At 45.3% G+C, this 20018-nt stretch carries 16 protein-coding genes; 5 read left to right on the top strand and 11 right to left on the bottom strand.

The window, feature by feature from the left end:
• A partial coding sequence (locus tag B7992_RS10305) for a DUF5915 domain-containing protein (RefSeq protein ID WP_254917679.1) occupies positions 1-506 on the bottom strand: 506 nt, incomplete at its 3' end.
• 284 nt (positions 507-790) lie between these two features.
• On the opposite strand from B7992_RS10305, the gene B7992_RS10300 reads away from it, so the two are divergent.
• Both B7992_RS10300 and B7992_RS10295 read left to right on the top strand, forming a co-directional pair.
• Positions 791-2884 carry an N-6 DNA methylase gene (locus B7992_RS10300; protein WP_176421915.1) on the top strand — a complete coding sequence of 698 codons (2094 nt, stop codon included), beginning with the start codon at positions 791-793 and terminating at the stop codon, positions 2882-2884.
• 3 nt (positions 2885-2887) lie between these two features.
• The gene (locus tag B7992_RS10295; RefSeq protein ID WP_088666224.1) at positions 2888-3973 is read left to right on the top strand and encodes a hypothetical protein; all 1086 of its coding nucleotides are present in this window, start codon (positions 2888-2890) and stop codon (positions 3971-3973) included.
• Here B7992_RS10295 and B7992_RS10290 read toward each other — a convergent pair.
• The 7 genes from B7992_RS10290 to B7992_RS10265 all read right to left on the bottom strand — a co-directional run bounded on the left by B7992_RS10290 (position 3957) and on the right by B7992_RS10265 (position 11109).
• Complete coding sequence (locus tag B7992_RS10290) at positions 3957-4367, bottom strand: hypothetical protein (RefSeq protein ID WP_088666223.1); 411 nt, start codon at positions 4365-4367, stop codon at positions 3957-3959. The two genes, B7992_RS10295 and B7992_RS10290, sit on opposite strands and share 17 nt — an antisense overlap.
• Positions 4368-4382: 15 nt before the next feature.
• Positions 4383-7580 (bottom strand): isoleucine--tRNA ligase, encoded by a 3198-nt coding sequence (gene ileS / locus B7992_RS10285; protein ID WP_088666222.1) that lies wholly within the window; start codon positions 7578-7580, stop codon positions 4383-4385.
• Between the two features lie 244 nt (positions 7581-7824).
• A complete protein-coding gene (locus B7992_RS10280) occupies positions 7825-8721 on the bottom strand; it encodes a hypothetical protein (RefSeq protein WP_141100441.1) in 897 nt (298 codons plus the stop codon).
• Between the two features lie 10 nt (positions 8722-8731).
• The gene (locus B7992_RS10275) at positions 8732-9136 is read right to left on the bottom strand and encodes a hypothetical protein (protein ID WP_088666220.1); all 405 of its coding nucleotides are present in this window, start codon (positions 9134-9136) and stop codon (positions 8732-8734) included.
• Positions 9137-9175: 39 nt separating this feature from the next.
• The gene (locus tag B7992_RS16370; protein ID WP_141100440.1) at positions 9176-9451 is read right to left on the bottom strand and encodes a hypothetical protein; all 276 of its coding nucleotides are present in this window, start codon (positions 9449-9451) and stop codon (positions 9176-9178) included.
• A 116-nt stretch (positions 9452-9567) separates the two neighbouring features.
• The gene (locus tag B7992_RS10270) at positions 9568-10173 is read right to left on the bottom strand and encodes a hypothetical protein (RefSeq protein WP_088666219.1); all 606 of its coding nucleotides are present in this window, start codon (positions 10171-10173) and stop codon (positions 9568-9570) included.
• Positions 10174-10236: 63 nt separating this feature from the next.
• On the bottom strand, positions 10237-11109 hold the full coding sequence (locus B7992_RS10265) for a patatin-like phospholipase family protein (RefSeq protein WP_073233302.1): 873 nt from the start codon (positions 11107-11109) through the stop codon (positions 10237-10239).
• A 168-nt stretch (positions 11110-11277) separates the two neighbouring features.
• Here B7992_RS10265 and B7992_RS10260 point away from each other — a divergent pair, with 168 nt between their 5' ends.
• Complete coding sequence (locus B7992_RS10260) at positions 11278-12519, top strand: polysaccharide deacetylase family protein (protein WP_088666218.1); 1242 nt, start codon at positions 11278-11280, stop codon at positions 12517-12519.
• 137 nt (positions 12520-12656) lie between these two features.
• Complete coding sequence (locus B7992_RS10255) at positions 12657-13805, top strand: polysaccharide deacetylase family protein (RefSeq protein ID WP_176421914.1); 1149 nt, start codon at positions 12657-12659, stop codon at positions 13803-13805.
• Here the strand turns inward: B7992_RS10255 and B7992_RS10250 are convergent.
• Genes B7992_RS10250 through B7992_RS10240 form a run of 3 tightly spaced genes read right to left on the bottom strand, consistent with a single transcriptional unit; the run spans position 13786 to position 18474 of the window.
• Positions 13786-14970 carry an acyltransferase gene (locus B7992_RS10250; RefSeq protein WP_073157492.1) on the bottom strand — a complete coding sequence of 395 codons (1185 nt, stop codon included), beginning with the start codon at positions 14968-14970 and terminating at the stop codon, positions 13786-13788. The genes B7992_RS10255 and B7992_RS10250 overlap by 20 nt on opposite strands.
• A gap of 4 nt (positions 14971-14974) precedes the next feature.
• Positions 14975-16147: a hemolysin family protein gene (locus tag B7992_RS10245; RefSeq protein ID WP_088666216.1), complete on the bottom strand. Its 1173-nt coding sequence runs from the start codon at positions 16145-16147 to the stop codon at positions 14975-14977.
• Complete coding sequence (locus tag B7992_RS10240; protein WP_254917678.1) at positions 16147-18474, bottom strand: S49 family peptidase; 2328 nt, start codon at positions 18472-18474, stop codon at positions 16147-16149. The genes B7992_RS10245 and B7992_RS10240 overlap by 1 nt, the downstream gene beginning before the upstream one ends.
• A gap of 104 nt (positions 18475-18578) precedes the next feature.
• On the opposite strand from B7992_RS10240, the gene B7992_RS10235 reads away from it, so the two are divergent.
• Complete coding sequence (locus tag B7992_RS10235; RefSeq protein ID WP_088666215.1) at positions 18579-20018, top strand: lipopolysaccharide biosynthesis protein; 1440 nt, start codon at positions 18579-18581, stop codon at positions 20016-20018.

Below are 20018 nucleotides of genomic sequence, written 5' to 3'. Positions count from 1 at the left end.
CCGTCAGCGTCGTTAGCTTCGAGGCCATCAGCGGCGGCAGCCCAGGTCAGCTTAACAGCCTGTGTCTCGCCCATGATGTAAGCTTCGTTTTCAGCAACAGCCTGCTTGAACATTTCACTGTCAGAGAACAAGGTCACTTCGATCTTGTCAGTGATGGTGTAGTTCTGTTCCTTACGGCGGTTCTGGATGCGGTTCACCAATTCGCGGGCGACGCAAGCGCGGCGCAGGTCGTCGGTGACGTTCAGGTCCAGAGCAACGGTAAAGTGGCTGTCAGCATCCACGGCAAGGCCTTCCGGCACAATGCGCTGGATCATGAGGCAGTCTGCACCCACTTCGCCAAATTCGAACTTGATAGTCTCACCACCCTGCAAAGCCTTGATTTCGTCAGCGCTCAGGCTGTTAAGCTTTGCAGAGATGACCTTCATGTTCTTGGCGTATTCAGGACCCTTGGCCTTGATACCCAGGAAGTTAGGCTTTGCAGAAAGCTTCACCAGAACGGTTTGCACTTCGTGCCAACCGCTTCGGCTCGGCCATGCCCAAGCAAGCTTGGTCGCGGCACTCGCCTCGCATGGTTGTCGTCTTCCAGGAACTTCATTTCGCGAACGTTCAGTTCTTCTTTTGGGCGTTCCCCCACTCCGTGGGGTCGGGCTATATTGCTTCGCAACGGAGCCTAAAGTCTCCGCCCATACGGGTAACTATCCCTAACGCATTAATCAACAAACGTACAGTATTGACAAGTTTAACTAAAAAAAATATATTAACCTTTAATAATGTTCAAAGGTTACAAAACATGAGCGGTAAAATTTCATTGACAGAAGCAGCATCTTTTCTAGGCGTCAGCAAAGCCACCTTAAGGAACTGGGACAAAGACAAAAAATTGTGTGCAAAAAGGAATCCTCTAAACGGTTACAGAACATACGATTTAAACGAAATCATCAAAATAAAGAACGACATGAACGCAACAACCGAAACTGAATCAGTCTTACGCGAAAAAAAAGTAGACACCAAAGCAATAAAAAGCTTGATTAACAAATTGCATAACATCATCAGAAACGAAGATTCCGACAGCAACACTATTACAAGATTCGATGAAATATCAAAGCTTTTATTTCTCAAAATGATCGCAGAAAAAGAGGGTTCTAATCTTTTTTTCCAGCAATTATTTGAAAACGAATCCACTTATTCCATTCGTGTACAAAATAATTATCAGGACGCAATATCAAATTTGGGAATCAAAATCAATTCCTTTTCAAAAATACAGTTATCAGAGTCCGCTTTGTGGAAATGCGGCAAGGAGTTATCCTGTCTAAACTTAAATGGAACAAGCTGCGATGTAAAGGGGCTTGCTTACGAAGACGCCATCAGAGGCGTTTTTGACAAAAACGACAATCAACAATTTTTCACACCATATCAAATTGTCGACTTCATTGTTAAAATATTCAAAAGTCATTTAAAAGGCACAATTTGCGATCCAGCATGCGGAACAGCAGGCTTCTTAAATCAAGCGAGCAAAGCAAACTGCAACGCAAATCTTCTCGGCTTTGAAGTCGACGAAAGACTCGCATGGATTTCCAATTTAAATCTACTCCTTCATGGTAACAAGCATTATGCAATCAAGCATATGAAATTCGGAGGAAGCTTAGGCCAAGAAGCGAAAAAATTTTTCGGGAAAATCGATGTCATTCTAACAAACCCTCCTTTCGGAAGCGATTATACAGACCCATCCATTCTAAACCACTACCTTCTCGGAAAAGAGCGCAACTCTAGACGACGAGGCATTCTATTCATCGAACAAGTATGGAATTTCCTTAAAGATAAGGGTTACGCAGCAATCATTATAGACCAGAGTGTTTTAAACGCAAACTCCAATATAGACGTAAGGCAGTACATATTATCACATTTTCAAATACTGGCAATAATCGATCTTCCTGAAACAGCATTCATGCCATACGCAACAGTAAACACTTCCATTCTTTTTTTACAAAAAAATAAAAAAATCATTAATCGGGAAAAAACATTCTACGCAAAATCATTTAATATCGGAAGAAAAAATAACGGAGATGATGATTACAACTATCGTGAAAACGGAACTACAGAACTCAATAGTGATTTATGCTCAATAGTCCATCAATGGGAAAATTTCAATTCAGGGAAAAAGATTTGTGACAACTGTTTTTCAACAATTTTAGATTTCAAAGAAGATAATTCTTTACGACTTGATTACGCATATCATCATCCTTTTAGAAATCACAGCAAAGAACTTTTAAATAAAAGCAATTTCAAACTATTGCCTCTTGTTGAAGTTTGCGAGGAAAGGAATGAAACTTTAATTCCGTCAACAGAGTCAGAATTTTCAACAATACAATTCACAGGTCTCGCCAATATAGAATCCTACACAGGAAAAGCAACAAGGACACCAACGCCAACAGCATCTATAAAAAGCTCCGTGAAGCGTTATGAAGTCGGAGATATTATTTTTTCCAAAATGCGTCCTGCATTAAGGAAATGTGCCGTTATGAAATATGAAGACGGAGGTTACGCATCATCGGAATGCACCATTTTAAAAATTCGAAAAGATAAAAACGGAAACAACATTATCGATTCGGATCTTTTATGTGCAATATTGAGATCAGATTTCGTGTACGGACAAATTATGGGATGCATTACAGGCATTGGCAGACCAAGAATCAGTGGCAAAGATTTACGAAATATAAAAATTCCAGTACCTCCGGAACAAATTCAAAAAAACGCCATAACATCGATGAACACAGCAAAAGCATCTATTAAACAATTAAAAGAAAAAGCAGCTCTACTTCTTGCAGAAGCAGAAATACTCGAAAAAAATTCTTTGACCACCATCGCTAATATCATGTCGGGAATTTGATTTATGAATAAAAATGAAATCTCTCAATATTTGTTCAAAAAACGCAGCGCCGTAGAGCTATCAAGGTGGTTAAGAACCGTATATTTTCCGGAAATAACCACGCGTTTTAACAATGAAGAATTTCTTAAACGATTCGCTCTTTATCAAAACGAAAAAATTCCAACAAATGAAAGAAACCTCACTGATGTAAGAACCCGCATGGGCGTTCTCATTGAATTTGAATTAGCAAGGATTTCAAATGATTTATTTCATGAGTCAAATGTTCACAACATCTTTTTGAGCTATGTCGTTGCCAATAGATTTCCCGATCTCGAAGTACGAGACAACAGCGGCAACAGATACCTAAGGTTCGAAATTAAATGTCTTCAATGCAAAGCTGAAGAGAAATCAGCAAACTTCGACACCTTAAAAAAAGATATAGATCCTAGCAGTGATTTTGTAATCGTTTGCTTATGGGATTGGGTTGATCAAAAAAACAAAAACATAGAATGGGATTCCTTCCCCAAAATATTTAAAGTGTTCATTTTCCACGCCTACTCGCTAGCTTCACTGCGAGACACTTACTGGTTAAATAACCCCCCGCAAGATTTAGGAGAAGGTTATCAAGGTTTCGACATTCGATATGCAATCACCTGCAAAAAAGGGATTTATTCTAAAGAACAAGGTAATTACGGGAAATTAACCCGAATTAAAACAAAAGCAGACGGATTCAATTATTCGCCTCAAGAAACAGCAGAACTCATCGACACGGAAAATGAATACAATTTATTCAAAGAGGAAATAATCTTCCTAGGTTTCAAAATCATCGCTCAGGAAAAAAAACATTTAGGAATGAATTCTATTTCCCTCAAAGAAAATGGCAACACTTATGGATTCAAAAAGAATCATACAGCTTTTTTACTGTCTTCCAAACTAAACAAAAAAATTTTTCACGAAACATCTTTTTACATCACAAATAATTTAACTCAGTGTATTGTCATGACAGATAAATACAAATCTACTATATACAAATTAAAAAACAAAGAAATAAAAAAAATAAAAACGGACATTAAGCCAAAAAAAATTATTGACTTTATCGATCCTGTTTAAAATTTATTTTTTGTTGACAGAAATTTAAAACTTCAGAGTCAAACATCAAACCCGCAACATGATTTACAAAACGAACCAAATTAGGTAGGGAGAAATAATCTATAAGTTCACCTTCCATCGACTCTAAAGCAATCTGGTTGACAGAGGCATCTTTTTTCAAGCAAAAGAAAAAACCTCCTCTTTTCGTCTCACCCTCTAAAGACCGAACACACAATGTCATACATCCATATTGCGTCAAAAGCTGCTGCAATCGCTGATCCTTTATTGGGGTATCCGTATCTAAAGTTACTATTGGATATTTAGGTTGCTGTTGTAATTCAAAATTTGGCATATGCAACACCAAGCAAAAATGAAAATTACAAAGATCCCCACACTCTATGCGGGGATCTTTCATTAATATCTTCGGGACCTACCTAACCTTAACGGTCGTGAATGCAAAAGCTTCGCCGTCAGCGTCGTTAGCTTCGAGGCCATCAGCGGCGGCAGCCCAGGTCAGCTTAACAGCCTGTGTCTCGCCCATGATGTAAGCTTCGTTTTCAGCAACAGCCTGCTTGAACATTTCACTGTCAGAGAACAAGGTCACTTCGATCTTGTCAGTGATGGTGTAGTTCTGTTCCTTACGGCGGTTCTGGATGCGGTTCACCAATTCGCGGGCGACGCAAGCGCGGCGCAGGTCGTCGGTGACGTTCAGGTCCAGAGCAACGGTAAAGTGGCTGTCAGCATCCACGGCAAGGCCTTCCGGCACAATGCGCTGGATCATGAGGCAGTCTGCACCCACTTCGCCAAATTCGAACTTGATAGTCTCACCACCCTGCAAAGCCTTGATTTCGTCAGCGCTCAGGCTGTTAAGCTTTGCAGAGATGACCTTCATGTTCTTGGCGTATTCAGGACCCTTGGCCTTGATGCCCAGGAAGTTAGGCTTTGCGGTAAGCTTCACCAGAACAGTTTCGTCTTCCAGGAACTTCATTTCGCGAACGTTTAGTTCTTCGAGGATGAGGTCCTTCATGGTTTCTGCCACATCCTTTTCTACGGCACCGTGGGGCACCACAGTCATGCTAGCAATTGGCATACGGTTCTTTACGTTGTTCGTAGCGCGGATTGCACGGCCCATTTCCACCATGCCGCGGACCATTGCGATACGCTGCACCAGAGCTTCGTCCTTCAAGGATTCGTCAGCGCTGGGGAATTCGCAGAGGTGTACGCTAACAGGTGCGTTGGCATCCACTTCGCGAACGAGAATCTGGTAGATTTCTTCGGCCAGGAGCGGCAGGAACGGAGCAAGAATCTTGCTGAAGTCCACCAGCACCTTGTACATGGTAGCGTAAGCTGCATTCTTGTCGCCATCGTTTTCAGACTTCCAGAAACGGCGGCGGCTACGACGGACGTACCAGTTAGTCAGGTCATCCACAGCGGCGATGATTGCAGGCACCACGTTGTACAAACGGTAAGCCTTCATTTCCACTTCGACCTTGGCGGCCAGATCCTGCAGGGTTGCAAGCATCCAGCGGTCCAGTTCGTTTTCGGACTTCACCACTTCACCCGGATTCCAGTTCAGCTGGCCCTTGGCGGCGTCGGCATTGTGGTTACTTACGAAGAAGCTAACGGCGTTCCACAGCGGGAGCATCACCTGCTTCACGATACCCTTCACGCCTTCTTCAGAGAAGCGCAGGTCTTCGGCCTTCAGTGCAGCAGAGTTAATGAGGAACAGGCGGATAGCGTCAGCGCCGGTACGTTCGATAAGTTCGTTGGGGTCCGGATAGTTCTTCTTGGACTTGGACATCTTGGAACCGTCTTCGGCCAAGATGATACCGTTCACGATCACGTTCTTGAAGGCAGGCTTCTGGAACAGAGCGTTAGAAAGAACAGTCAGGGTGTAGAACCAACCACGAGTCTGGTCAAGGCCTTCGGCAATGAAGTCAGCCGGGAAGCTCTTTTCAACCAGTTCCTTGTTTTCAAACGGATAGTGGCGGCTAGCATAAGGCATGGAGCCAGATTCGAACCAGCAGTCAAACACTTCCGGAGTACGCTTGAATTCCTTGCCGTCCTTCTTGATGACAATCTTGTCCACGAAGTGCTTGTGCAAGTCGTCCAGAGTTTCGCCAGTAAGGTCTGCCAATTCCTTGATGGAGCCCACAGCGATCATTTCGCCGTCGTCAGCAATCCATACAGGAATCGGGGTACCCCAGAAACGGTTACGGGAAAGGTTCCAGTCGCGGGCGTTGGCAATCCACTTACCGAAGCGGCCGCTCTTGATGTGGTCGGGAACCCAGTTCACGGTCTGGTTGTTTTCGACCATCCATTCCTTCAAAGTCTTGGTGACACCTTCTGCATTGGTAACTTCGCCATCGATCTTCAAGAACCAAGTCTTGAGGGCGCGGTACAGCAGAGGCACGCCGGTACGCCAGCAGTGGGGGTAGCTATGAACGAAGGTTTCGTGCTTGAACACGCGGCCCTGTTCCTTGAGGTAAGCGATAATGCTCTTGTCGGCTTCCTTTGCACCCAGTCCCTTCCACATGGGGACCTTGTCGGTGAACTTGCCTTCGGTATCCAGCGGGTCAAAAAGACCCAGGCCAAGAGATGCGCCCAGCTGGAAGTCTTCTTCACCGAAGGAAGGAGCGATATGCACAGCACCGGCACCGTCTTCGTCGCTAACGAAATCGGCAACGTAGATGGTATAACGCTTGGCCAGTTCTTCTGCGGTGGCGTAAGCGTCGCTAATGTGGAACAAAGCTTCGTACTTGAGACCAGCAAGGTCAGAACCCATGCACTTGTCCACAATGTTGGGCTGCTTGAAGTAAGCGCCAGCGCGTGTACCCATGACCCAGAACTTCTTGCCGTCCTGTTCTACGCAAACGTATTCGGCGTCAGCCTTCACTGCAATAGCGAAGTTGGAAGGAAGAGTCCAAGGAGTGGTGGTCCAAACCAGGATGTTGGAACCAGCAAACTTAGCGTCGTCGGAAACCAGCGGGAAGATAAGAGTCAAGGACGGGTCCTGACGGTCCTTATAGCCCTGGTTGGTTTCGAAGTTGGAAAGCGGAGTTGCAAGAGCCGGGCTGTACGGCTGGATGCGGTAGCCCTGATAGATGAGGCCCTTGTCGAAGCACTGCTTGAACACCCACCACACAGATTCCATGAAGTTCTTGTCCATGGTCTTGTAGCCCTTGTCGAAGTCCACCCAGCGGCCCATGCGACGAACCGTCTTGCGCCATTCACCGGTGTACTTCAGAACCTTGCTACGGCAGGTTTCGTTAAACTTATCTACGCCCAGGTTCTGAATTTCGGCAACGCCAGCCAAGCCCAGTTCGTTCTGCACCAGAGATTCAATAGGCAGACCGTGGCAGTCCCAACCGAAACCGCGGGGAACCTTCTTGCCCTTCATGGTCCAGTAACGGGGAACGATATCCTTGATGGTACCAGCCAGCAAGTGACCATAGTGCGGAAGGCCCGTTGCAAACGGAGGGCCATCGTAGAAAGTATAGGGTGCAGTTTCCGGACGGCTGTCCAGAGACTTCTTAAAGCTATCATCCTTATCCCACAATCCGAGCACGCGCTCTTCGATTTGCGGGAATGTTTCTTCCTTTTGTACTTCGCGGAATAACTTTGCCATTGTTTACCTCGGGGCATACAGCCCCCTATTAAATACGGGCGTAAATTTAGCAAAAGGCGAACATCGTGACATTCACGCTTGCGTGAAATGGCATGATTGAGCCGTACTAAATGCAAGCGTAGCTTGCCAATTAGAAAATAAAAAAGGGGGGCAGCCGCCCCCTCGCTTCAACTTTTGCGCAATTCACCCCCAAAAGCAGGCGGCGCAAAATTTTACGCTACCCCCACCCCTAAGGGGACACCCCTTAAAAACCCCGAGAAATGCTATCAAAACTATGCAAGTTTTCTATCTGCTCCCTGGAAACGCAATAATCTTTTGAGCGCTCACGTTCCTTTTGCAGTTCAAGACCAAGAGCCCCGTAAAGCTGGTACATGAATTTCACTAGTTTTTCTTCAGATCTAAAACGACTTGCGATCGTATCCCGCAAATGAATTCTTACATCGGGAAAGAGTTCCTTTGTAGAGGCTAGCAAAGGACGGTATTTTACAACATCGCGAAGTAACTGATCGTCAGAAAGTGTTGGGTCCAAAATTAAAAAGACATCTATGCGCAGGTTAATAGACTCCATTCGTTTTTCTTCATCAAATTTTTGATCAATTTTTGAACGAGTCCGTTTAAGTTCAAGGCCAACAGCATCGAAAACAGAAAGAGGAGCAACCACACTTTCTGTCACAAGAAAAAGTGATTGTTCACTAGGACGAGACAAACCGTCTGGACCTTCACCAACCGCCATATACTTGATAAACGTAGCAGAGTCCAAACGAGGCCTGCCGTTAAACGAATTATGAACAGCCCACACAAAACGTCCCGGGTCTTTACTTGAATTCTTTTCTAGCAGCACATACCGTTTTTCCTCTTTCAGGGGGTGTTCCCTGCTAGGTAATCGAGGTTGAATATTCAAGGGATATTCTTTGTAGTAGTATCGAGAGCTAAAACCACCAAATGCACCAACAGTTATGTAATCCTCATTTATCAAAAGGCTTAAATAAGGGAAAACGTTCTCGCTATGCATGAAAACCTTACATGTGGAACTTTCATGATCCACATACTCACGGTAATCAAAGCCTTGTGGAAGGTCTTGATCGCCAGAATCGCTGCAGGCAAACACAAGCAAAGCAATTAATAGCAACAACTTTTTCATAAAGCATCACTTAAAACAGCGTCGCCACAAAAGCCAATACATAGAGAGGCAAATCGTTGGGCCTATCGACGCAGGCTACTGCCGTACCGCTGGCGTAATGACCAGCATAAATCTTGCCGTCATCCAGACAATACTTGGCGGTGCCGCTAGCATAATGGCCTGCATAAATATGGTTTCCGTCAACGCACCATTCGGAGGAACCGCAGGCATAATGTCCGTTGTAGATTCGGTTACGGTCAAAGTTTGCAACAGCTGTTCCACTGGCGTAGTGGCCTTTGTAAATCTTTCCATTGTCAAAGCAGTATTCCGCCGTGCCACTGGCGTAGTGACCAGAATATAAACGATTATCCGCAAAGGTCCATTTTGCAGTTCCGCTGGTGTAATGGCCCTTATAGACTCTGATTTCTGACGACATGCAACCTCCGAATTAAGTTCCTATACAAACTATAATTTTTTAAGCAAAAGGGCACTCCCAAGGGAATGCCGCAGTTTTTAATTCTGTCGTTTCAGATGTTTTCCAAGAAGGAGATAATTTCTTCTTCATGATTCTTGTAATTACCACACCAGATTTTTTCAAGTTCATCAAGTTTGTCATCGGCAACATCGTCCAACTTAGGAATTCTTCCTTATTTTTTCTATAGAGTAATTCGTTAACGCCTTCGCAAAGAACTTTGTCGCCTATATATGCTTTAACAGACTTGACCGGCTTTGTTGAAATTACGCTAATCACCGTAATTTAATTTGTATTAATTTCATTAGCGCACTTATAAGGATCAACACACGAGACCAACATGAGCGAACAAAATGCGAATAAAATTCTGCTCTTTCTCAAAAAAATTTCTCGCATTATTTCATCCTCTCTTGTTCTAAAATTTCATTAAACGCACCCATTCCTAAGGATACCAAATCGGAATATTGCCGATCTGATTTTACCGCTACAGGCAAATATTTTCCGACAAAGATTCTGTCAATTTCATCGCTAAACATAACCCGTTCCAATGTATTTAGTAAACTGGCTTCAAAAAGACTAAAATCAAGATTTACTTCAGCATTAAGCTCTCCAATAAGTTCAATTCCCAAAGAGGTAAAAACTGCATAGGGATGCATTTCCTCATATGTCATTTGCGGATTTTCATAAAAGGCGTTCCACTGATTCTGTATGGCCCGAGCCAGATAGCGATAAGCGGCTCTCTTTTCAGGACTGTCTGGAATTTTCGCATCAATTAGAGAATCCAGGTCATCCCTTACACCATTTCCATCTCTGTCATAACCTAAAATTTTTATTCTCGCCGTATCTGCGGCTGTTGCAACATCGTCGTAGTGCTCATTCGATACAGAGGGATGCAATTCATCTGCATTTTCAAACGAAGAACTAGACAAGTTCCTTCCCAAAGATATTAGGGCAGCTGCTAAGACGCTCAAGAATAAAAAAATCAAGAAAGCTTTTTTCATGCCAAAAAATATAAACAAAGCACCCCCAAGGGAGTGCCGTGTTTAATGACAATGCCGTCATCTCTAGGTGTTTTGCAAGAAGGATATGATTTGTTCTTCATGTTCCGTGAAATAACCACGCCAGATTTTTTCAAGTTCATCCAGCTTGTCATCGGCAACATCGTCCAACTTGTATTTTTTACCATTTGCAGACGGCGAAAGCACATGGACATTTTCGCGGCCAATGTCAGCCATCACTTCGTAATCGCTACTCTTGCCAGAACGGGCAACCCATTCATTAAGCACGTAGCTACCCCAGCCAAGCAAGGTCTGGTTGTCTTCAACGCGAACCATCATATCCATGTCAGTATCAAAGGTAAGGATACGGTAATCGTCGCGGAAACCAGCTCTCTTCAAGCCTGCATTCAAAACCGCAATGGGAGAATTTGCCCACATGCCACCGTCGGCATACCAAGTATCTCCAAGCTTTTCAACATCAAAGTAGGTAGGAGCACAAGTGGACGAAAGAACCGCGAACCACTTATCCACATCGGCATCGCCTCTGTCCCAAACCTTTTCTACAGACTTTTTACCATTGAGTCGAGTTGTGGGAATGAAAATCGGTTTTTCCCAATCGCTGCACTTACCCTTCATGCAGTCCATTAGAAGTTCTTTCAAGCGTGCATGATTATAAGTCGGCTTTTTAAGATCCTTAATGCGTTCCCACAAGGAATATTTCTTGAAAATATCCTTCAAGTTATCGCGGTAGAACTTACGGATCTTTTCTGCAGACATTCCCTCATCGAGGCAAGCCGCTACGATAGCGCCGGTAGAGGTACCACCAAAAGCGGCAGCATTCTTAGAAATCCAGCCTTCCCCAAGCTTCTTTTCAATTTCACACATCAGCGCAACCGGACCAATGCCCAGCGCACCACCACCATTAATAGATATAGCCAATTTATCTCTTCTCATAGCGGGCCAATTATAACATTTGTTAATACACCGTATTAACAGAATCCATACAATATGACAATTTCCTTACATCTTGTAATATTGGAAATGAAATTTTTTTGAAAAAAAAACATCCTGAGATCGTATTTTGTTCCCTAGGAATGGAAGAAAATTATGAACAGGATCATCAAAAAAGCATTTTTAGGGATTTCCGTAATCTGCGGGCTTGCTTCAGCAGCTTCCGTCAAAAGCCCCTTCGTAACAGTCCCCTGGAATGGCTATTCTGGCGCGGCCAGCTTTACCTTCGATGACGGATTCTACCAGGCAGAGCCTCTTTCCCAGATTCTCGAGGATATGCCCGAAGTCAAGGTGACATTCTTCCTTACTAATATGGGTATGAACCTGCTTGACTACTTTGGCCCCACATACGCTGAACTTGCAAAACAGGGGCATGAAATCGGCAACCATACCAACAACCATTTCGACCTCACCTCCATTGCAGAATCCTCCCTGAAATCAGAAATTATCGATTTTGCCGGGGAACTGGAGCAAATCATGGGCTCTTATGGAGCTGAAGTGAGCGTCACATCCCACGCACTCCCCTACAGTCAAAACAACGACATTGTTTCTAGCGTCATTGATGACCGCCATTTCATCAATCGCAGTGCAGGCGGACCGGGTAAACACGACTGGAATGTGGAACCCAACTGGAGCAATATGGATTCCAAGGTTTGGTACACCACCCCCAACGCCGAAGAAGATTTCCTCAACTCTATCGATGCTTCAGCCATGGTCCCTTCCTGGCTGGTTCTTCTCAATCATGGAATCGCCGATCTTGGAGAAGGTTATATCACCCAGGATCTGATGAAGGAATTCATTCAACGTGCCGTAAAAAACAATATGTGGGTTGCCCCCTTTAGCACAGTCGGGGCCTACTACCGCGCCCACTTTACCCTGGATACCGCCAAGGCCGTTGCCGATGGAAACAATCTTACCGTCACATGGGAAATGCCCCACAAGAATATGCCCAAAAGCATTCCTCTCAAGGTCGTCATAAACGAAACTTTCGTCAGAGAAAATTTCGGCAACAATGCGAGCATCTACATCGAACAGGATGGTAAAAGAATCTACCCCGATGAAGACGGAATTTTCATTCTTGAATTCACTTCTTTAAAGGCAACCATCCACGGCTCCTCCAAGACTCCCGACACCAAGCCCTACATGGTTCGTTCCGACCTTAGAACACAAGACGATCCCTTCTCCGAAAACACAACGTACACCCTCCTGGATGCAAAGGGAAGACGCCTTGGTAATATTACCGAATTCAAAGTCCCCGATTTTATGCCCAAGGGCCCCTACATCATCATCTCAAAGACTCCTGGATTCGCCGCCAAGGTAAGAAAGGTCATCCACTAGAGAACAACAGCACCTCCAATCCAAAACTTTAAATTAATTTTGAAGAAACGTTTTGGATTTGACTTATGGCAAAAAAGAGTTTAGCGAAATCGGCGGTGAGAACACTCATCGCCACTTTAGGATTAACGAGTTTTAGTATGGCCGTGCCCCCTCTCACTACAGTCCCCTGGAACGGCCATGTCGGCGCCGCCAGTTTCACCTTTGACGACGCCATGGAAAATCAGGTGAAGAACCTGACTCCAATCCTGGAAGAAATGCCAGACGTCAGGGTGACCTTTTTCCTTTCAAACATGGGCGGAAACAGCCTTAGGCAAAACGGTGCAGGTTTCGCCAAACTGGCCAACATGGGCAACGAAATCGGCAACCATACCGACAACCATTTGCAACTCCCCGATCAAGATGACGCCAAGCTAAAATCGGAAATTACTGATTTCGCTACGGAAATCGAAAAAGTCATGGCCGAAAACGGAGCCGAAATCAACATCACTTCCCACGCCACACCCTTCTGCGCCAACAACGAAAAAGTATCTGGCGAAATCAACCAGCATCATTTTATTAACCGCGACTGCGGCTGGCATGGGCGAAACGACTGGGATGTAGAACCGGAATGGTTAGGCATGGCCTCCCGAGTCTGGAATTCTTCGGAAACGGCGGACACAGAACTTCTAGAAGCGTTAGATACAGCCGCATTCATTGGCGATTTTTCAAATGCAAATCCGTGGGACGTTCAGGTAAAGGGAGGTTCCTGGCTAGTTCTGTTGAACCACGGCGTATCAGATGAAGGCGGTATGAGCATCACCCCCGAAGCCATAAAGAAAGCCTTTCAACGCGCCCTAAAGAATGACTTGTGGGTAGCCCCATTTAGCACGGTAGGCGCCTACCATAAAGCACATTTTATAATGGATAAGGCAGAAGGTACCGCAAACGATAAGGAGTACAAGATCAGTTGGGAAATGCCCCACCCGCATATGCCCAAGAGCATTCCTCTCAAGGTAAAATTGAACGAAGAATTCCTGAAGGAATCCGGTTTTACTGCCGATGACAATATCGTTATCGAACAGAACAACAATGAAATTCAGCCCGACGAAAACGGGATCTACACCATTGAATTCTGCGATTTAAGTCTGACTATTAAAAAGTCGGCGGGAACATCTAAACTGAAATCCACCATTAGCACAAAACGCAAAACCGATGGCAATCACAGCGGCATTTTTGATTTGAACGGTAAGCGACTCAACACACGAAATCGCCCGAAAAATTCCACGCCTACTTTCCTTTTTCCTTAGCCTTCTTACGGCGCCAGGTCTTGAATTCGCTATATAACGTGCTGACGGTATAGACGAACAGCATAAACTTGACGGTATTCGCCGGCTGATTCAAGTTGCACATGCCCCAGGCAATGGTCATAATCGGCAGGTGAATCAGGTAAGGATAGAAAGAAGCCTTGCCCACTTTGCGTACAATTCCGACAGTGAAAAGCCTGGCCATAAAGCCCTTGCCGCTCAAAAGCGACACCAGGAACAATCCGTACAGCATCACCGGAACGGAATGGTGTGCAAAATAGTTCCAACCAGGATTGGCCTTGGGACTCATGATAAATAGGCTTCCGTAAATGGCGGCAAGTACCACAAACTGGGCTATGCCACTGACAAAATTCTTTTTCAGGTAGTCAAAGCAACCTTCATTGTACAATCTGAAAAGGACCATGCCGAAAAGGTATTCGAAAATTCGGACCGGAGCAAAAATGTGGAAGAAACGGTATTTGGCGCCGTAGCCATCAAACCAAAGATTTCCGCTAAAGCCAAAGAAAATGGCCCACAAAATTCCCGGAATAAACAGCGTGCCAAAAAGAATCCAGAGAGTACGATTATTCTGCTTGAACAGCCAACGGCTAAACCAGGGCGTAATGGCATAACAGACGAAGAAGCTGGTAAGGGACCAGGAAGGTTCATTCAGTTTCATGCCCAGATCGGGAACAATGGACCATGTCAAAGTCAAGTGCAAAATCAAGCTGCGCCAGGGATGCGTCATATTGGCAAGGCCCTTGCTCACACAATCTGAAACTTCACTCAAGCCCGGCAAATGGGTGTATCCGCTAAACTTCACGATCATGGCCACGAACATGAGCAAGGTCATAAAGAAGTGAAGGCGGTACAGTTTTGAAATGCGACCGAACATAAAGGGGATAACAGGAATGCGACGGTCGGGATCGCTAAACTTACTTGCAAAAAGGAAACCTGCCAGCACATAGAAAATACCAGCAGCAAACGCAGGAGCGCTAAGAATAGGCATCAGCCATTTATAGTCAGCCAAGTAGCCAAGGGCATTGGAACTGGCCAAGTGAAGCAGCACAATGTTCACGCTAGCCAACAGGCGAAGGCCATCCAAAGCGGGAAAGTAATTTTTCTTAGGCGCAGTCTTTGCAGAGGAATTCGTTACGGAATCGGTCATAATCTTACTGCTGTTGAGTGTCAGCGGAATTTTCGTTTGAAGTTGAATTTTGCGGGCGGGGAACAGCGACGTTTTCGCGAGTCACCACACTTTCGCGGGCCAACGCCGCCGTAGTGCGGGTTACAGCACGACGCTGTTCACGCATACTGGCCAAAGCCTTGGAACGCTTACGGGCGGACTCCTGAAGGTCCACCGACTCATCATATTCATCTACGATTTCTCGGCCAAGAATTTCTTCAAGAACATCTTCGAGACTAACGACCCCCGCAATGGCGCCCCATTCATCCACAACGCCGACAATATGTCCACGCTGTTTCAAAAAACGGAGCAGCAACTTATCCAGAGTCAAGGAATCAGGAATCAGCTGAAGGGGACGCATCAACTGACGCAACTTAATATCTCGATGACCGTCAGCCAACTTGTTGTAGGCATCGCGCCTCAAAATCGTTCCAATCCAATTGTCCTTATTCTTTTCGTAAAGGGGAATTCGGGAGAACGGCCAGTTTCCGCGTTCGTCCAGGGATTCACCCAAAGTCTTATTGGCATCCAGCGAGAACACCACCTGGCGCGGTGTCATCACCTTACGCACGGGAACCGATTTCAGCGCAAGAATATTCTTGATCACCAGGGACTGCTGACGGTCAATCACGTCTTCACGCAGGCCAAGGCTAACAAGGCTGTTTATATCCTCGATGCTCACATCCTTCTTTTCCTCGGATTCTCGAGTCCAATGTTTCGTCAAAGTCAGACAGAGCCAGATTAGTCCAGTCCAGGAAAGAATCTTCGTAATGTAGTAGAACGGAACTGCAACTAGGGGGGCTACAATTTTGGCCTGTTTCACGCCGAGAGTCTTAGGCGTAATTTCACCAAAAAGAAGAATCAGGATGGTCAGCACAATAGGTAAGGCCACCTGACCTGCAGGAGGCAAATTCCTTACAGCCAAGGCCGTCGCCAAGGAAGCACCAACAGTATTGGCAACCGTATTCACCACAAGAACCGACGCAATATAACGGTCAATATTATCCTTTACATGGGACATATAGCGGGCCGTAAACTTCTTCTGTTTTTGCAGAAGTTCTATGGTAGCAGGAGGAACGCTATAAAAAGACGCTTCCGTCACAGAACAGAACGCAGACGCCCCAAGACACAGAAGAACTGTTATGACAATACCTAACATTATTCCATCTCCCACAAATTGGGTTCAATGGCCCACAACTGAGTCTGATTCATTTCAGTAATGAAATTCACAAAAGCCTTAGAACTAGGCATCGGCAAAGTATAAGCCTTGTCAGAATCAAGAATCATCAAATCCACATCCGTAGACTTACCTACTCCAGCAAGATCCTTTGCCGCAGCGATGGCATCATCGATACCGCCCAGCTTATGAACAAGCCCCGCAGCAACAGCCTTCAAGCCCAACATAACACGTCCGCCACCATAACTGGAATCTACCGTAGCCTGGGGAATACCAGTCGCCCTCGAAACCACGCCAGTAAAGCGGTCATAGAAATCATCCATGTATTCCTGGAGAGCCGACTTTTCCACATCGGTCCACGGACGGACAAAAGTCTCGGCATCCGCATAATCGTGAGTTTTCACCGGTTCTGCACGAAGTCCCAACTTACTCATGAGTCCCGAGGCGTCAACCTTGCCGCCATAAATACCGATGCTACCCACGATGGCCATGGGTTCTGCCACAATAAGGTCTGCACCACAGGCAATATAATAACCGCCAGAAGCACCCATATGACCAATGCTAGCCACCACAGGAATTCCCCTTTCGCTTACATGACGAAGTGCCGCCCAAATCTTATCAGAGGCAATAGCGCTTCCGCCAGGAGACGAAATGCGGACAATCAACGCTTCTGCACCAGATCCAGGCAACTTGCGAAGAGATTCCGAAACAGATCGTTCCATGCGATTATCAATGGACCCATCAATATTCAGAACAGCAAACTTTGTGCGGGGAGTCCAACTTTCATTGAAAATCTTCTTGTCTGTAGGACGCCAGGTGCGGTAACTAGCCCAAGGCGCATCAAAACCAAAGAAAGACTTGATTGCATAGGCGGGAACCTGGTCAATATACAGCATGGTATCCACAAGCCCAGCCTTCTGTGCAGCCTTCGCCGTAACCATAGGCTTTGTAGCAAGCGTATCTAGATAGGCCACTGCAGAATCGATCGACATGGTCTTGGCGATTTTACGATTAGCAATAATCAACTCAAGAGTTTTCCACAAATCCCTATACAGGGAATCCATATTGGAACGGGCCTCCACAGACATGGAATCGGCAATATAAGGTTCTACGGCAGACTTGAATTTACCATGACGCAGGAATTCAACTTTTACACCAAGCTTGTCAAACAGACCTTTATAGAATAAGATATTTCCGCCCAGGCCACGCCAATTCAGATGAGCCGAAGGCTCCACCACAATACGATCTGCATTGGAAGCTGCCAAAAGGACAGATGGACGAATATCATCAAGATAGGCAACCACCTTGCCCCCGCGAGCACGATGCTTCATCACACAACGGTTGATTTCATCGGACACTCCGATGTTTCCCTTATAGCCCGAAAAGTCAAGAATGACAAGACCACTAGAAGGATCGCGGAACATATGTTCAAAAAGATTGCGGACCTTCCAGATACTAATGGAACTCTTGCGGAAAAATGCAAATTCATCCTCCCGTTCAGACACTTCCATATCCAGGGGTACACGAATAATCTGGGCACTCAAACTTGAACGAGGATTGCGGGCAGAATGAAATCCCCAGGCGCCGCCCTTGGGCAACAAATCGTCATACACATGCAAGGCGAAATTGTTGTAACCCCCGATAGGCATCGAAAAACTCAGTCGATACCCGTCATCCCCATAAATGGGTAGCTTAAGTCCCCAGCGGAAACCATAAGATTCCAGTTCTAACAAGAGACGATGATTCTCGAAATTTTCAACGTCATAGCTAAGGCTGAAAAAATACCCCAGACGAAGGGTCGCTCCAAGATTATGAATTCTCTTCTGGGATTCCGGACCGATAAAAAGCAGATTATCACAGGAATAGCCAAGAGAGAGACTGCGGAATGGGCGAATCAGGACACCAGGCGCATAACTCCACTCCGTCCCACGGAATTCAGAACTGCGGAAGGCCGTAATGCGTGTTCCCAAAAACAGGTAGCGGTTCAACCAGTCAGAACCGTGAGTTAGACTCCAACGTGATTCATCAAGCCCATCGGGCCCCTGCACATAATCAAAACCAGCAGCCCAATGATCCAAATTACCGCCGGCACGAATATTGGTAATTCCATTGTCAAAATCGTAGGAAACCAAGCCGCCCTTGGAATCAAAAGCAGGCACCCCCGCAGGGTTCCCCCAGATTCCATGTTCATTTTCCAGGGATACAAAACCCGACTCGCCAGGAATATAGGCGAAGGCCATCGAAACAAAAAAAACAATAAACACCGCAATCAATCGGGTGCTTTTCAAATAGTCAAATCCATTCTTCATAAACGCCATCACTATATAACATAAAAAATTCACGAATATGTTTTTTTCTAAATTTGCCGTGGAAAGCATAAATACAATTCCCTAACAAGGGGAGTCTAGGTATAATGGCAGACAATTTAAAGAAAAAAACCGCGCACGGAGTCATTTGGAGTGCCATAGAGAGATTTTCTACGCAGGGTGTTCAGTTCTTATTCGGCATCATCCTCGCTCGAATGCTTACGCCTGCAGACTATGGTGTAATCGCCATGCTAACCGTCTTTCTGGCCATCAGCCAGACATTCATTGACAGCGGCTTTTCAAATGCAATTATCCGAAAAATTGACCGTACAGAAAAGGATATGGCCACCATGTTCTTCTTCAATATCGGTATGTCTCTGTTTTGCTATGCAGTCATATTCCTGTTGGCACCATTCATCGCGCAATTCTACGCTATGCCAGAACTCACTCTCGTTTTACGAGTTCTTGCTTTAAAGATTATCGTACAATCCTTTAACGCGGTCCAGACAACAACACTTGTCATAAGAATTGACTTCAAGAAACAGGCTAAAATTTCGCTTGTGTGCGCAGTCATTTCCGGCGCCGTAGGCATCTTCTTTGCATACAATGGTTATGGAGTCTGGGCACTAGTCATCCAGGCGCTCTTCAGCACCGTACTCATGTCTACCCTATATTGGCTTGTCGTACGTTGGCGTCCCACCTGTTTTTTCTCCAGGGAATCCTTTAAGTATCTGTTCTCCTATGGTTCAAAGTTGCTCATTTCCGGAATCATTGACACCGTCTACAACAACATTTATCCGCTTATAATCGGAAAGTACTACACCCCCGCCCAGCTGGGAGGATACTCCAAGGCCGAACATTTTGCCCAATTCCCTTCGCTCAACATCACCCGCATTCTGCAGCGAGTATCATTCCCGGTCCTCAGCAAAATGCAGAACGAACCTGAGCGTATGCGCAACGGTTATTTGAAATTTTTAAACATGTCCACCTTTATCGTATTCCCGTTAATGATGGGCCTGTTCGCACTGGCAAAACCATGTACATTACTTTTCCTGACAGATCGTTGGGAAGGTATGATCATCCTGCTTCAAATTCTTTGCCTTGCCATGATGTGGTACCCTGTACATGCAATCAACCTAAATATGCTCCAGGTTCTCGGCAGATCCGACCTTTTCCTAAAGTTGGAAATCATCAAGAAAACGGTTGGATTTACCATCCTCATCATCACCCTTCAAATGGGTGTTTTGGAAATGTGCATCGGCCAAGTCATCTCCACATGGATAAATCTTTTCATAAACACATTCTATTCCGGTAGGTTTTTGAAAGCCGGTTTTTTCACTCAGATGAAGTTCCTGTTCCCCGCATTCCTGAATGTATCCATTATGGCAGCACTAGTCATAGGGATAAACAGCCTGCTACCTGAGAAACAGTATGCTTTGCAGATTGCAACAGGAATAGCAGTAGGTTGCATTTACTATTTTATCACCAGTTATCTCTTTAATAAGAAGACCATTGACGAACTACTAAGCATGATCAAGAGGAAATAA

Origin of the sequence: Fibrobacter sp. UWH1 (assembly GCF_002210365.1) — a bacterium.
Lineage (GTDB): Bacteria > Fibrobacterota > Fibrobacteria > Fibrobacterales > Fibrobacteraceae > Fibrobacter.
This window is presented reverse-complemented; position numbering and strand designations above follow the sequence as displayed.

Coding starts and splice junctions, on each gene's coding strand:
- B7992_RS10255 (WP_176421914.1), top strand. CDS start 12,657: ATGGCCGTGCCCCCTCTCACTACAGTCCCCTGGAACGGCCATGTCGGC.
- B7992_RS10240 (WP_254917678.1), bottom strand. CDS start 18,474: ATGAAGAATGGATTTGACTATTTGAAAAGCACCCGATTGATTGCGGTG.
- B7992_RS10250 (WP_073157492.1), bottom strand. CDS start 14,970: ATGACCGATTCCGTAACGAATTCCTCTGCAAAGACTGCGCCTAAGAAA.
- B7992_RS10260 (WP_088666218.1), top strand. CDS start 11,278: ATGAACAGGATCATCAAAAAAGCATTTTTAGGGATTTCCGTAATCTGC.
- B7992_RS10280 (WP_141100441.1), bottom strand. CDS start 8,721: ATGAAAAAGTTGTTGCTATTAATTGCTTTGCTTGTGTTTGCCTGCAGC.
- B7992_RS10245 (WP_088666216.1), bottom strand. CDS start 16,147: ATGTTAGGTATTGTCATAACAGTTCTTCTGTGTCTTGGGGCGTCTGCG.
- B7992_RS10295 (WP_088666224.1), top strand. CDS start 2,888: ATGAATAAAAATGAAATCTCTCAATATTTGTTCAAAAAACGCAGCGCC.
- B7992_RS10270 (WP_088666219.1), bottom strand. CDS start 10,173: ATGAAAAAAGCTTTCTTGATTTTTTTATTCTTGAGCGTCTTAGCAGCT.
- B7992_RS10275 (WP_088666220.1), bottom strand. CDS start 9,136: ATGTCGTCAGAAATCAGAGTCTATAAGGGCCATTACACCAGCGGAACT.
- B7992_RS10235 (WP_088666215.1), top strand. CDS start 18,579: ATGGCAGACAATTTAAAGAAAAAAACCGCGCACGGAGTCATTTGGAGT.
- B7992_RS10300 (WP_176421915.1), top strand. CDS start 791: ATGAGCGGTAAAATTTCATTGACAGAAGCAGCATCTTTTCTAGGCGTC.
- ileS (WP_088666222.1), bottom strand. CDS start 7,580: ATGGCAAAGTTATTCCGCGAAGTACAAAAGGAAGAAACATTCCCGCAA.
- B7992_RS10290 (WP_088666223.1), bottom strand. CDS start 4,367: ATGAAAGATCCCCGCATAGAGTGTGGGGATCTTTGTAATTTTCATTTT.